Annotated in this window: 14 protein-coding genes and 1 riboswitch; of the genes, 5 read left to right on the top strand and 9 right to left on the bottom strand. The window is 42.1% G+C overall.

The features are described 5' to 3' along the window. Window positions 1-138: 138 nt before the first annotated feature. Entirely contained in the window at window positions 139-1,443 is a 1,305-nt protein-coding gene (locus IQ209_RS13635; RefSeq protein ID WP_193851816.1) for a hypothetical protein, read from the top strand. Then, the gene (locus IQ209_RS13630) at window positions 1,436-1,861 is read left to right on the top strand and encodes a hypothetical protein (RefSeq protein ID WP_193851815.1); all 426 of its coding nucleotides are present in this window, start codon (window positions 1,436-1,438) and stop codon (window positions 1,859-1,861) included. Before IQ209_RS13635 ends, IQ209_RS13630 begins: the two co-directional genes overlap by 8 nt. Window positions 1,862-1,966: 105 nt before the next feature. Here the strand turns inward: IQ209_RS13630 and IQ209_RS13625 are convergent, their stop codons facing one another. The 8 genes from IQ209_RS13625 to rppH all read right to left on the bottom strand — a co-directional run bounded on the left by IQ209_RS13625 (window position 1,967) and on the right by rppH (window position 8,825). Continuing rightward, entirely contained in the window at window positions 1,967-2,341 is a 375-nt protein-coding gene (locus IQ209_RS13625; protein WP_193851814.1) for a prepilin-type N-terminal cleavage/methylation domain-containing protein, read from the bottom strand. Beyond that, the gene (locus IQ209_RS13620) at window positions 2,338-2,781 is read right to left on the bottom strand and encodes a YgdB family protein (RefSeq protein WP_193851813.1); all 444 of its coding nucleotides are present in this window, start codon (window positions 2,779-2,781) and stop codon (window positions 2,338-2,340) included. Before IQ209_RS13620 ends, IQ209_RS13625 begins: the two co-directional genes overlap by 4 nt. A 22-nt stretch (window positions 2,782-2,803) precedes the next feature. Further along, entirely contained in the window at window positions 2,804-3,415 is a 612-nt protein-coding gene (locus IQ209_RS13615) for a prepilin peptidase-dependent protein (RefSeq protein ID WP_193851812.1), read from the bottom strand. Next, window positions 3,412-3,918, bottom strand: a complete 507-nt coding sequence (locus IQ209_RS13610) for a prepilin peptidase-dependent protein (RefSeq protein WP_193851811.1) — start codon at window positions 3,916-3,918, stop codon at window positions 3,412-3,414. Before IQ209_RS13610 ends, IQ209_RS13615 begins: the two co-directional genes overlap by 4 nt. A 229-nt stretch (window positions 3,919-4,147) precedes the next feature. After that, entirely contained in the window at window positions 4,148-4,942 is a 795-nt protein-coding gene (gene thyA, locus IQ209_RS13605; RefSeq protein ID WP_193851810.1) for a thymidylate synthase, read from the bottom strand. Further along, window positions 4,939-5,829 carry a prolipoprotein diacylglyceryl transferase gene (lgt, locus tag IQ209_RS13600; RefSeq protein WP_193851809.1) on the bottom strand — a complete coding sequence of 297 codons (891 nt, stop codon included), beginning with the start codon at window positions 5,827-5,829 and terminating at the stop codon, window positions 4,939-4,941. The genes thyA and lgt overlap by 4 nt, the downstream gene beginning before the upstream one ends. Window positions 5,830-6,038: 209 nt before the next feature. Continuing rightward, a complete protein-coding gene (gene ptsP, locus IQ209_RS13595; protein WP_193851808.1) occupies window positions 6,039-8,285 on the bottom strand; it encodes a phosphoenolpyruvate--protein phosphotransferase in 2,247 nt (748 codons plus the stop codon). 9 nt (window positions 8,286-8,294) lie between these two features. Then, a complete protein-coding gene (rppH, locus tag IQ209_RS13590; protein ID WP_193851807.1) occupies window positions 8,295-8,825 on the bottom strand; it encodes an RNA pyrophosphohydrolase in 531 nt (176 codons plus the stop codon). Window positions 8,826-8,941: 116 nt separating this feature from the next. After that, a riboswitch (TPP riboswitch) is annotated at window positions 8,942-9,046 on the top strand. Window positions 9,047-9,207: 161 nt separating this feature from the next. Here rppH and thiB point away from each other — a divergent pair. The 3 genes from thiB to thiQ are packed head-to-tail and all read left to right on the top strand — an operon-like array spanning window position 9,208 to window position 12,462. Beyond that, window positions 9,208-10,194 carry a thiamine ABC transporter substrate binding subunit gene (gene thiB / locus IQ209_RS13585; RefSeq protein ID WP_193851831.1) on the top strand — a complete coding sequence of 329 codons (987 nt, stop codon included), beginning with the start codon at window positions 9,208-9,210 and terminating at the stop codon, window positions 10,192-10,194. Further along, window positions 10,170-11,774 carry a thiamine/thiamine pyrophosphate ABC transporter permease ThiP gene (gene thiP, locus IQ209_RS13580; RefSeq protein WP_193851806.1) on the top strand — a complete coding sequence of 535 codons (1,605 nt, stop codon included), beginning with the start codon at window positions 10,170-10,172 and terminating at the stop codon, window positions 11,772-11,774. Before thiB ends, thiP begins: the two co-directional genes overlap by 25 nt. Next, the gene (gene thiQ / locus IQ209_RS13575; RefSeq protein WP_193851805.1) at window positions 11,767-12,462 is read left to right on the top strand and encodes a thiamine ABC transporter ATP-binding protein ThiQ; all 696 of its coding nucleotides are present in this window, start codon (window positions 11,767-11,769) and stop codon (window positions 12,460-12,462) included. Before thiP ends, thiQ begins: the two co-directional genes overlap by 8 nt. A gap of 109 nt (window positions 12,463-12,571) precedes the next feature. On the opposite strand, the gene IQ209_RS13570 is transcribed toward thiQ, so the two are convergent. Further along, entirely contained in the window at window positions 12,572-14,275 is a 1,704-nt protein-coding gene (locus IQ209_RS13570) for a glycosyltransferase family 39 protein (protein WP_193851804.1), read from the bottom strand. Window positions 14,276-14,426: the final 151 nt, after the last annotated feature.

The following is a 14,426-nucleotide window of genomic DNA, read 5'->3' as shown; positions in this document are numbered from 1 at the left end:
AATTGCTATTTTTTGGTTAACAGCCTAGCAGAGCCGAATCCCATCCAAACTTTTTACCTTAACGGCTGGACAGAGCGGGCATTTCCGCTCTACAGCGGTACACCAATGAATGCCACCTATGATAAAAGGAAGAAAAGAATGAGTCAGCTAGAACCGACGGATTGCATTGATTGCCAAAAAATACTGAAACACTGGATTGAATTTCAGCTTGTGGATGAAGAAGGTAAGCCATTGACAGGCATACCTTATAAATTAACCAGTCGGGGAAATAAAAGCGTTGTACGAAAAGGCACGACTGATGGTCAAGGGCTATTACGTGAATACGATCTTCCTCCTATGCCTGTCACCTTATCCATATCAGCACAACCACTGGCTGATGAAATTGTCAAACGGACTCCTCGCCTGAAAACGGGAGAAGCAAACTCCTATGTTAAGCCAAATACTTTATCGAATGGGCATGAATACCAATACATCACATTGGGTATGCTCAGTGATGGGTATCCTACAATTCAAGGATGGCAAATGCAGGAATTACAGAATTCAGAACATTTCCGTGGTTCGACGTTACAGGGACTGTCAACCTACCGACTTAAGCAACGGCATGTATTGGAAATGCAGGTAATTCAAGGATGTGCATGTGATAGAGATATTACTCTGGATGAGTTTAAACAAATTGCGATTTATACGAAACAAAAAATATTGCAAGATCACTTAGAAGGATTTAATCAAGGGTTTAAAAAATTTGATATTACTACATGCCGGGAAAAATCTCATTTTTTAGCTCAGATACTCCATGAAACGGGGGGATTACGAGCGACTAAAGAAATTGGAGGAGAAAAGAAATCATATAATCCTTGGTATGGTCGGGGATTCATACAATTAACATACGAAGATGCCTATAGGCGTTATGGTAAATATATTGGTGAAGACTTCACATCTTCTGATCAGGCAAGGGATAAGCTATTGTCTTTACCTCACAACGTGTTATCTGCATTCTGGTTTTATAAAAAATACAAATCATGTGTTGACTCGGCTAAAAATGATGATTTTAATAAAGTAACCGCGCTTATCAATGGAGGATTTAGTCATTATAATGATCGCTTAGATTATCTAAAAAGGGCTATTAAGGCATTCAAAGCTGAACATCTTAATCAATTATTAGATGGTGAAAAATTCGAGTTTGCTAGTAGTGCTATCTACAATAATAGAATTAATTCATTTGCATGGGGACTTTGGCATGATCCTGACAAAAAAGTATTAAAAGGAACATTGAAGGACAAAAATGAAGCTTTGAAAGGTTATGAAAGAGCACAGGAATTGATAACAGCGAGTCCTTTTGGAAAAAAACTTAAAGATAATAAAATATATGGAATATACTATTCTGATGTTCTTTCCTATATAAATAAAAGAATTATTAATCTAAAAGGAAATCAAAATGGTTAAAAAAAATACTCTTTTTTTGTTGGTGCTATTATCTTTTAAGACGTTAGCTTTTGAAGATTCCACTGAGACTATGTGTTTTACTTCATATGGTGAAAAACCAATAAATATAAAATATGTCACTTTATATTCAGAAAAAGATAAAACCTATCTTGGCTATGTTAAGTATGAAAAATCTGATACAGCCATACCTATTAATTTTGTTAAAGATAATGAAATTCCAATAGAAACAAGGCCATCTATTTATACTATAGTGTGGAATGAAATAATTAAAGGGGAAATTAATGGAACATATACAGTTATTTCACAGGGAGCAAGATTCTCAAGATTCACATATAAAAATAAAGAAGGTAAAGAAATTGAGTTTAATGAAAATTGGCGTGCTTATGATGAAAAAATAGGTGATTGCATCTGGAAATAGGAGCTTGTATCCAAATTTGTGTGATCCCTTCTCGAGCCTGTATTGCATTTTGTGCAAATGCAATACAGGCTCTTTTATTTAATTAATTTACTTTAGTAGACCATATTAGATTTCAGTTTTATGCCGCCCATCTGCACAAAACCAGCGTTCCAATTTACTTGGTTTATTGTAATGTACTGTCAGATTAACCGTTACCTGATAGCACCCCCAAGAACGAAATTCTCGCTGAACTTCCACTTTCCATCCCCGTTGTATAACTGTCTCTTCTTCTTTCTGCAAATCAATCTGGCCTACCAAACGTTCATACTGTTCCAACTGATTATGGACATATCGTACCGCCTTAAGCTGCCCCCAATATTGTTGGAAATTAGCTGACAGTGCTTGGTGGTAACGCATTAAACCCAATAAAGAGATCGCAAATACGGCAGACGCAATCATGACTTCCGGTAAACTCATTCCCTCTTGTCGTCTGGTTTTCATAAACAAAACTCAGCTTGAGCAACAGGGCAAAAATCCAACCAACCGCTTTCAATAGGAATAAGTGTATCTTGATTTAAAGGTTTCATCTGTTTCATCCATTGATAAAGTTCGAGCTTTTCTCCTGATGCAAATTGAGCAATACCTTTTAATAAAAAAAGATTGTCTGAATAATACCTAAGGCAACTTTTTAAATTAAATTCAGTGTCTTGTAGACAAATCCAAGCCCCTATTTCTTGCTGATTGATCTGCCATAACTGCGCCTTTCCCCATATCAATGATGATTCAGCTTGCCAAAAAGCCCGCAAATAATTTTGTTCATCCATCATCATAAGCATCGCACTTTCCTGTTGGTAATGGAGCGCTTTCAACATCATCAAACTCAGCGCCAAGAGCATCATTATCGATATCAGCAGAATATTTCCCTGTTGTTTATCTGCCATCTATTTTCTTTTCCCAATATCTTTATTTTCGGATATTACGCAGCCGAATTGTGGCTTGGTGGCGGTACACAATTGATGGGGATTTCAACCAATGGGTATCAATGGACAAAGTGACAAAAATCACCCCGTCTTTTGCTTGTGATTTCTCAAGACGGAAGGCATCAATGACGATCTCTTTTGGATCAAATAACCTTTCCCAACCACTTTCCTGACAATCACCTACCCCTCTCCCCCACTCAAGAGCTCGATTATTTAAACGATACCCAAAAAATTCAGATTCAATGTGGCCCGGTTTTTCCCATTGATTATTTAAATTGAGATCAAAAGCAACAATAAAACAGGAGTTAGTCATTTCTGTATTTTTATTGCTAATTATCAATGGATCACCTTTGCACTGTTCTCTATCCCGACAATAACCTGCCCGCCGAATATCTTTCTCCATCAAATAGGCCGTTCTGTTCACCAAATAATGCAATCTATATTTACGATAGAGATCGAAAATTTGGCTTGATAAAACCGGATACGTTTTTGTCATGGCAACAAAAATCACGCTACTGATTAGCAGAGCTACCATTATTTCCAATAAAGAAAATCCCGCCTGTTTTTGCTTGCAACAGAAAATAGTCAGAATCATGGGGTTTTTAGCCCCTCACATTTAGGAAACGAGTTAATTGTATTGCTGCATGTCCTGATTCGCCCACGTCCAGAAACGATGACACTAATTTCACCTGCTGAGTTTGCCAGCGTGAAACTGGCTGGCATTGCGGTATTTCTGACCCCGTAAAAATCAATGCGATCAATCGTAGAAAATGACACAAACACATCTTCGTGAGGAGAATGAACGCGTTCCCCATCGCCTTCATCACAAGCAACGATTTTGGTGACAGACGATATTAAACACCAAGGCTGCCCTATTACTAACCATAAGGTACGATCCTGATTTAAATAATTTGCTAACGCCTGCTGCCTTTCCATAAAAGACAACACATTATGTACTGCTGATTGCAAACGCTGGCGACTTTGATATTTCCCCCAATGATACAATCCCCAAGACAAGCTAATCGAAATGATGAGCATTGCTATCATTAATTCTAATAAAGTAAATCCATTGTGATTGTTGATATGTTTATATTCCATTATTTTCTGACATCTATATTCAACTCAATTTTTCTCAAGGGGAATATCGACGATTAGAAACTAAATGAACAGTGTCACGATTTAATTATGCGAAGAGCTTTGAAAGGAAAATAGATATTTTATTTTGTTGCATTTTAATTGCGTGATGCTTCACAAAATTAATCAGGTGAGCTATTAATACAGATTAAATGAATTTTCCATCCCCAGATTTGAGGATGGAAAAAGAAGATTAAATGGCAACGGGTGCTTTAATACCGGGATGCGGATCGTAATCCACAATTTCAAAGTCTTCGAATCGATAATCAAACAATGAGTCTGGCTTACGCTTAATCACTAACTTAGGTAATGCACGTGGCTCACGGCTTAATTGCAGTTTGGTCTGTTCCAGATGGTTGCTGTAAAGATGGGTATCTCCCCCCGTCCAGACAAAATCACCGACTTCAAGATCGCACTGTTGGGCCATCATGTGCACCAACAGGGCATAGCTGGCGATATTGAATGGCAACCCTAAGAACACGTCACAAGAGCGCTGGTAAAGCTGGCAGGAAAGTTTACCGTCGGCCACATAGAACTGGAAAAAAGCATGGCACGGCGCCAAGGCCATTTTATCCAACTCCCCAACGTTCCATGCAGAAACGATGATCCGACGTGAATCAGGATCACTTTTCAACTGCTCAATAACCTGGGTTAATTGATCAATTTGACGACCATCCGCAGAGCCCCAGGCACGCCACTGTTTACCATAAACAGGCCCCAAATCGCCATTTTCGTTAGCCCATTCATCCCAAATAGACACGCCATTATCATGCAGGTATTTGATATTGGTGTCGCCATTCAAGAACCAAAGCAATTCATGGATAATGGAACGAATATGGCAACGCTTAGTTGTTACCAACGGAAAGCCTTCTTGCAAATTGAAACGCATCTGATGACCAAAGATAGACAGGGTTCCCGTCCCCGTGCGGTCGTCTTTTGCCGTGCCCTCTTCCAGCACTTTTTTCATTAAATCCAGATACTGTCTCATTTTGCCTCTTGTACCTTGTTATTGCGTGTTTTATTGCCGGGGCATTTATGCGCCCATATCATCAAAAATATTCCCGCTAAAATCATGGGGACAGAAAGGATTTGCCCCATACTGATCCCTTCAAACAGCCCAAGCTGGGCGTCAGGCTGGCGGAAAAATTCGACTATTATGCGAAATGCACCGTAACCAATCAGGAATAAGCCTGAAACACTCCCCATCGGGCGCGGTTTACGGATAAATAAATTGAGGATGATAAATAATACGATACCTTCAAGCACCATCTCATAGAGCTGTGATGGATGGCGGGGCAGGACACCATATTTTTCCAGAATTGGCCATAACGAAGGATTGGCGGTGGCTATTGCAATATCTTCACTGCGGGAGCCTGGGAATAACATCGCCCACGGCGTATCAAGCGTAACACGCCCCCACAATTCTCCATTGATAAAGTTACCAATACGCCCCATCCCCAAACCAAACGGAACCAATGGCGCAACAAAATCGGAGATTTGCAAGAAGTGGCGCTTGGTGCGGCGCGCAAACCACCACATGGCGCAGATAACCCCTACTAGTCCACCGTGGAAAGACATTCCTCCATCCCAAACTTTGAATAGATAAAGCGGGTTATCAAGGAACATTGGAAGATTATAGAACAGGACATAACCGAGGCGCCCACCGACGAAAACCCCGACAAACCCTGCATATAGCAAGTTCTCAACTTCGGTTTTGTTCCAGCCACTGTTTGGCTTTGCTGCACGGCGATTTGCCAGCCACATGGCAAAAACAAAGCCAACCAAATACATAAAACCGTACCAGTGAAGGGATACAGGTCCGATTGAAAATATGACTGGGTCAATATTAGGAAATGCCAGATAGCTAGTGCTCATCGTTCCCCACTAAAAATAATGTTGTGTGAATGAATGATCTTGTGCGAATAAATTATATGACTTGAATGGGTTAAGACAAATAATCGCAGATGATAACACAGGCGAGTGACTTGCTCCCACCATTAGACCACAAGTGATTGTAGTGACTCTTCTTATAAACCCTATTGGTGAGCGCCAATACAAAAAATAGCCATTTTTGTATAACTTCTCTAAATACCCCCCCGAACCAAGCCTCCCAAACCCTGCGATTCCATAAATTCGGCTGACAATACTTTTACTTCATGGCTGGTTTCAGCTTTCAATATCAACTCAATAAGATATTCAAGTTCTTTGGCATCCAAGTGGCGCAATAAATACTTAATACGCGGAATACTGTGACCACTCATGCTCAGGCTACGGTAACCTAAGCCAAGCAATATGAGTGTCCCCATTGGTAAACCTGCCATTTCTCCGCATACGCTAATTGGGAGATCAAAACGCTGACATTCATCAAAGGCGAGTTTCAAGGCCCTAATCACCGCAGGATGCAAATTATCATATAGCGAAGCAACGTGGGTATTATTGCGATCCACCGCAAGCAAGTATTGGGTTAAATCATTCGTACCAATAGAAACAAAATCAATCCGTTGCTTTAATTGGGGCAGCAAAAAAAGGGTAGAGGGAACTTCAAGCATAATACCAATTTGGGGCATTGTGATTGTCTCGGCTAGCATCTGCTCTACTTCGACTTTCGCTCTCTCAATCAGTTTTCGGGCTTCATCAATTTCTTCAATACTGGTTACCATCGGCAAGAGTATTTTTAAATTGCCCGTCTGTGCATTGGCTTTTAGCATCGCCCGAAGCTGAATCAGGAATATTTCCGGTTGATCCAGCGTGATGCGAATTCCCCGCCATCCCAGACAAGGGTTTTCTTCATTGATGGGCATATAGGGAAGTTGTTTATCAGCGCCAATATCCAGTGTCCTCAATATCACTGGCTTATCAGGAAAAAGTTCCAGTATCTCTTGATAGCGATTTTTCTGTTCATCTTCTGATGGAAAACCGCTATGCACCATAAAAGGAATTTCTGTGCGGTACAGCCCAATGCCATCAATATTGTCTTCTATCTGTCGTTCATGTTTCAAACTCAAGCCCGCGTTGAGCTGCACCGATACTCGTTCTCCGCTTTTTAATCGCGCTTGCTTCTGCTGTTCATGCTCAGCAAGCTTACTGAGAACCTGTTCCTCCTCGATGATTTGTTGGTATTCCTGGGTAATCAGAGGCTCTGGTTCAATAAAAATTTCTCCTCGATAACCATCCAGGATGAGTGTCCGATTGTGTAATAGCTCAGGCTGGATATCCGCTCCCATGATAGCCGGAATTCCCATCGCACGGACCAATATTGCAGAATGAGAATGAATCGCGCCATCTCGTACAATCACACCAACCAATTGATCTTGTGGCAACTCAGCCAACAAGTTGGCACTGAGTTCGTCAGCAACCAGTATAAAACGCGCCGGCCACGGTCTGATTCCCGTAGCGGAACCATTCAGATGAAACAGCACCCGCTGACCGAGCGCGCGCAGATCCGATGCCCTCTCGCGCATATAAAGGTCTTGCAAGCTGGCAACCTGTTCAGCATATTTTTCAATCACCGTTTTAATCGCCCATTCCGCCACAAAACCGTTATCCACGGAACAAAACAGATCCCGTTTGAGCTGAGGATCATTTAATAGATGGGAATAGAGATCAAAAATGGCGGCGCTTTCTTTCTGTGAACTGGTAGTAAAGCGCTTACTGATACGACGACATTCAGCGGTTGCTTCTTCAAGAGCCAAAGTCAGCCTGGAGCGTTCAGCCTGACAATCCGAGGTCAATGCTTCAGTCACTTGTTCCAACAAAGGTTGGGAGCAATCTTGCCATCCCGGTGCCATAACAATGCCATTAGAAATAGCAAGTGCCTTAATACGGGTCTGACGATACTGGCCGAATAATCCTTTGGTTTGTGACTGAGCGAGAACAGCAGCAAGCTGCATCGCCAGTGTCACCATGAAAGATTCTTCACTTTCATTAAATAACCGTCGTTCATATTGCTGAACAACGAGTATTCCCTGCAATTGGCGACGATAAATAATCGGTACACCTAAAAAAGCCCGCAGACTTTCTTCTCTTACTTGAGGAATATATTTAAAACTGGGATGGTCACGGACATCAGCGAGATTAATTAATTCGGACAAATGCCCAACTTGCCCCACAACACCTTCATTAAAGGAGAGGCTAATTGCTTGCCCCCTGGGTTTTCTCAACCCTTTGGTTGCCATCAGGTAATAACATTGCCGCTGATGATCCGCCAAATAGATAGAGCAGACATCCGTGTTCATTGCCAGACGTGTTTCATTGACTAATAACTCAAGCGCTTCGGATAAATTAGCCGCCATCGCAACCTTTTCGACAATTTCCCGTAAGCGCATGAGCATAGCTTTGACCTAACTTTTTCTACGACGATGTAAATAAGGTGAATGGAATAATGAAGCCGGCTCCTGCGTTGACATCACAATAGAAGAGAATTCTTTCATCACGCGGCGATAGACATCTCGTTTAAAAGAAACGACCTGCCGAACAGGATACCAATAACTGACCCAACGCCAACCATCAAACTCAGGTATCTTACTGCGCTGCACATTAATATCCGCTTCATTGCACAATAACTGCAATAAAAACCAACGTTGCTTTTGCCCAATACAAACAGGCTTTGTATCCCAACGCACCAAACGCTTGGGTAATTTGTAACGCAACCAACTCCGGGTTGAGGCGAGAACCCGTACATCTTTGCGATTTAAACCAACTTCTTCGAACAACTCGCGATACATCGCTTGCTCTGGTGATTCCCCTGGATTGATACCCCCTTGAGGAAACTGCCAGGAATGTTGCCCATAACGGCGGGCCCACAGAACTTGCCCTTGGCGATTACAAATTACAATTCCTACATTCGGGCGGTAGCCATCATCATCGATCACCAGACTACCTCTCGATAGAACAAATTTAAAAAGATAGCTAATTGTTTCACACTCATCTCAAGCGGTAAACCTCTATGATTAGACTTTGCAGACGTAGCCGAAGTCTCTACAATACCGCTATCTCAACGGGGTGCGGCTGTCGCAAAACAGTACTGCTGAGAATAAACCCGTCGAACCTGAACCGGTTAGTACCGTCGTAGGGATTTGAGACGCTACTCATTGATATAATAGATGTCATTTTCATTTAGCACCTTCTCAGATCCTTTGCTATCTGCTAATAACAAACATTAAGTAATTGATGTATACAACTATCAATTTTTTTAACTATTGATATATGCAACTATAGGAGAGCAAAGTGTTTACGAAATTATTTTCCTGCTTTATGGCTATCAGCCTGATGTCTATTTCTGCCTGTGTTTTTGCTCAGACAAGCCAGGCAAAACCTACCCTGACAGTTTATACTTATGATTCATTTGCCTCTGAATGGGGGCCAGGGCCTGCCATCAAAAAAGCCTTTGAGGCAGAATGTGGCTGTGAGCTGAAACTGGTTGCATTGGAAGATGGCGTATCCTTGCTGAACCGTTTGAGGATGGAAGGCAAAAAAACATCCGCAGATATTATACTGGGGTTAGATAACAACCTGATTCAATCCGCTCAGCAAACCGGATTATTCACACCAAGTCACGTCGATACCTCAAAACTGAAATTACCCATTGCATGGCACAACACGACGTTTATTCCTTACGATTACGGTTATTTTGCCTTTATTTACAACAAAAATACCCTGCCTCATCCACCCAAAAGTATGGACGAATTAATCAATAGTCACCAGAATTGGAAGATTATTTACCAAGATCCACGTACCAGCACACCAGGCTTAGGGCTACTGCTCTGGATACAGGAACTCTATGGCGACAACGCCGCTCAGGAGTGGCAAAAAGTGGCCCAAAAGACACTCACCGTCACTAAAGGCTGGAGTGAAGCCTATGGCCTGTTTCTGAAAGGTGAAGGTGATATGGTGCTGAGCTATACCACATCACCTGGCTATCACATTATGTCAGAGAAAAAAGATAACTACGCAGCCGCTATCTTCAAGGAAGGACATTACTTGCAAATTGAAGTGGCCGCTCAGGTAGCTTCAAGCAAACAGCCAGAACTGGCACAGAAGTTTATGAATTTCATGCTCTCACCAGCATTTCAACAGGTACTGCCAACAACCCAATGGATGTATCCTGTCATTGATATCCCTTTACCCGACGTTTTCAAACAACGTCCTGTTCCTGAGAAATCCCTGCTATTTAACGCAGATGATGTGGCAAAACACCGTACAAAATGGATACGTACATGGCAAAGCGCTGTCAGCCGTTAATTGCGGGTTGGTTATTGCCGGGGGTTATTGCCTCCGGCCTGTTAATTATGGTTGCCCTGTCAGCATTCGGGACGCTGTGGTTCAATGCACCTGAAAGCCATTGGCAAGCATTCTTGCATGACAGTTATCTCTGGCATGTCATTCGATTCACTTTCTGGCAGGCATTTCTCTCTGCCGTCTTATCGGTGATCCCTGCTATTTTTCTGGCTCGGGCACTTTATCGTCGCTCCTTTCCCGGAAAAACACTCTTTCTGCGCCTATGCGCCATGACATTGATTCTTCCTGTTTTGGTTGCCCTGTTTGGTATTCTCACCGTTTATGGTCAGAGCGGCTGGCTGGCTAATATTTCCCAATGGATAGGCGTTGAATATCGTTTTACGCCTTATGGTCTACAAGGGATTTTGCTGGCACATATTTTCTTTAATATGCCAATGGCAACACGGTTATTACTGCAATCTCTGGAGAGTATTGCTATTGAGCAGCGCCAACTTGCCGCCCAGCTCGGGATGAGTGAATGGCAACATTTTCGTTTTATTGAGTGGCCTTATTTGCGCCGCCAAATTTTACCGACGGGTGCGCTGATTTTCATGCTGTGCTTTGCCAGCTTCGCAACGGTTCTTGCCCTCGGCGGTGGCCCAGCCGCAACGACCATTGAACTTGCCATTTATCAGGCACTTAGTTACGACTACGATCTTGGTCATGCCGCCCTGCTTGCCTTGATACAACTTTTTTGTTGTCTCGGTTTGGTGCTTCTTAGCCAAAAACTGAAAGGCGCACTTGCTGTTGGTTATGGACATCAACAACAATGGCGTAATCCACAGGATTCATGGCTGAAAAAATTATCTGATGGTTTACTGATTAGTATAGCGCTACTGCTGTTACTTCCCCCTTTATTAGCGGTCATCGTGGATGGCCTGAACCGTAATATTTTTGAGGTCTTAAGCCAGCCCGCTTTATGGCAAGCCCTGACGACATCCATCATTATTGCAGTAGGTGCAGGATTGCTGTGTGTTATTTTCACCATGATGTTGCTATGGAGCAGCCGTGAATTACGCTTACGCCACTCTCCGCGTTGGGGCCAGGCAATGGAAACCAGCGGATTGTTGATCCTTGCTATGCCGGGGATCGTCCTTGCCACAGGCTTTTTCCTCTTGCTGAACACAACCATGGGTATACCTCAATCACCTTACGGGCTGGTTATCTTGACCAATGCATTAATGGCGATCCCCTACGCGCTAAAAGTATTGGAAAACCCAATGCGTGATCTGGCAGAGCGTTATAATCCCCTATGCCGCTCCCTCAATATTCAGGGAATGCACCGCCTGTATTGGATCGAGCTTAAGGCATTAAAAATGCCATTGGCGCAAGCGTTAGCTTTCGCCTGTGTATTATCCATTGGCGATTTTGGCGTGATCGCCTTATTTGGCAATGAAGATTTCCGCACTTTGCCGTATTACCTTTCTCAACAAATTGGGGCATATCGTAGTCAGGATGGTGCCGTGACCGCATTTCTGTTGCTCCTGCTGTGTTTTGTTTTATTCACTGTGATTGAACGCTTACCGAGCCGACGCCATGATTAAACTTGAAAATGTCATTTATACTTATGAACACCTTGCCATGCATTTTAATGTGAGCGTCAAAGCCGGAGAACGTATTGCAATCCTCGGCCCTAGTGGGGCAGGTAAAAGCACCTTGTTAAGTTTGATGGCGGGTTTCCAGTTTCCAGCACAAGGTAATATTTGGCTGGATGGCGAAGATCATACGCATACCTCACCTTCCAAGCGGCCGGTTTCGATGCTGTTTCAGGAAAATAACCTGTTTTCCCATTTAACCATCGCACAAAATATTGCTTTGGGATTACATCCTGGCTTGCGGTTAAATGCTGAACAAAAGAAAACGCTGCAACAGATTGCCTCCCAGGTATCATTAGAAGCGTGTCTATCACGTCTGCCCGCTCAACTTTCTGGCGGACAACGCCAACGGGCAGCGTTGGCACGTTGTTTAGTTCGCCATCAACCGATTTTATTACTGGATGAACCCTTTTCGGCACTTGATCCGGCTTTACGCAATGAAATGCTGGAATTACTGGATCAAATATGCAGTGAACGACAAATCACTTTACTTATGGTGTCCCATAATCTTGATGATGCCGCCAAAATAGCCCCACGCTCTTTGCTGATTGTGGATGGAAAAATTTATTACGATGGCGCAACGGCGAAGTTGGTGAGTGGGGAAGCTGCTGAGGCGGTGGTTTTGGGGATAGGTTGATGTTGGCGGGTAAAAGGAAGCAAGAGTAAATATTATGGCTTTACATTTTAAGCACAAGACGCCCCGATAATGGGGCGATAATCAAAATATAAGGCTAACCTAACACAGATTACTCATTATTTTTTATGTCACCCATCCCCACTTTCTTATAAACAACCAAATTCTCACGATCACGAGTTGGCCTATGTCCATGCCAAAATAACGCCATCCCTTCGGGAGCGGGTTCTATTTCTTCGGATAATACAATCAACCAATCACATTTTTCAGGCGTTTCAAATTTACGCTGTTGTTGATGCAAGACATGGGCAAAGTAATAAAGCATTGGCGCTTCTGACTCCCCAATATAATACGACGCCATACAATCATGATCTTTATACACTCCCGCCAACTGCTGTTTTAGGTCAAGAAACGCCTCTTTATATCCTTTAGTGTAATCAATCCAGCCAACAAATAATGTAAATACTAATCCCCAAACCGTAGCAATCCCTAAAACCCAATTCTGGGCAGCGTGCAAGTCTGGTGATTTAGCAAGGAGCCAATTTTTAGCTATCCATATCGCAGTGATCAAGGCAGCGGCAACAACAATAAATCCCGAAAAATGCATTTGATAACTCATTGGCAACCACCGGCTAAATGGCATTAACCAATGTTTGTAATCAGTGGAAAGGGATAAAAAATAACAAGACCATAAAAATATAATCAGGACAGACCAAAATAAGGAGGAAAATAGAGTTAAATATTTATAGATTATTTGCGGCATTTTAATAAAAATCCCTGTAGCCAGGATCGCCATGGGTGCAATAAAAGGCAGCAAATATAATGCTCGACCAGAAGCTGATATTTGCAATAGCACAACCCCTAATACAACAAAAGCAGCACACAAGAAATAATGTTTATCCGACCAAATCTTAATTGGGTTGGTTAATATAAAGAGAAAAGCCAATATTCCTGATGGCAAGGCAAACAACAGCACTGCCTCAGGGATCATGGTCAAATTCCCCCTTGCCCCAAGATCTTCAACAGAAAAACCTAAAAAGCGACCGATATTGTTATCCCAAATCCAGATTTTAAATAAATCAGGATGTTCAATAAGCAACATAATCGGCCACGGCAAGATTAAAACCAGTGCAATGATGCCTGACAACAAAGCCCTTAGCCAATATTGTTGGGTTCGGCAATGTTTAAGGAACACGGGAGCTAAAACAAGGCAAATCCATAATAATCCCGGAATAAATACCCCCTTTGATAAGAGTGTTACAGCCGTACCGATAATCAACCATAAACAGGAGTAATTTGTTTTTTCATTTTTGATTAATCCCAGTAAGCCATATAATCCGATAGTTGTTCCTGTTACTAATGAAGTATCAGTAAACATATCGTGGCTGTGGCGAACTAATCCAGGCGCACTTGCATACAAAGCAAAAGCTATCCATATTCGACTGTCGGTAAAGTTTTTGACATCAAATACGCGACGCGCCAACAGAACAAAAAAGGAAAAATTGATCACCGAAAAGAATAAAGAGGCGGTTCTGGCTGCATCGTGCATTGGAAGCCAATGGGATAACAAATGAACAAATGAAGTAGCTGTCCAATAATACAATGGAGGCTTTTCCATAAAAGGTTGTCCGGCATTCATGGTTACCAACCAATTCCCTGTTTCATACATGGTATGAATAATGCCAAAACTGTAATTTTCATCTTGTTTCCAGGGTGTATGTCCATAAACACCTGGCAACAAATACAGCAGAGTAAAAGCAATAAATAATAGTAAGGCTTTGATATCTGTTTGAGTCAATTTATTGGGATTATTCATCAATATTTACCAGATTCAATTAATGTTTCATTTTCTCAGTAAAAAATCGATAGAATATTACCCAATTAATAATAACAACAAAAGTGACTGACATATAAAAAACAATTTATCTTTCTGATGATTTTAAATAGTTAATATTTCTCTGGTAAAA

The organism is Xenorhabdus sp. BG5 (assembly GCF_015163665.1).
Classification (GTDB): Bacteria; Pseudomonadota; Gammaproteobacteria; order Enterobacterales; family Enterobacteriaceae; genus Xenorhabdus.
Note: the sequence above shows the minus strand (reverse complement) of the source record. Positions and strands in the feature narration are given on the sequence as shown.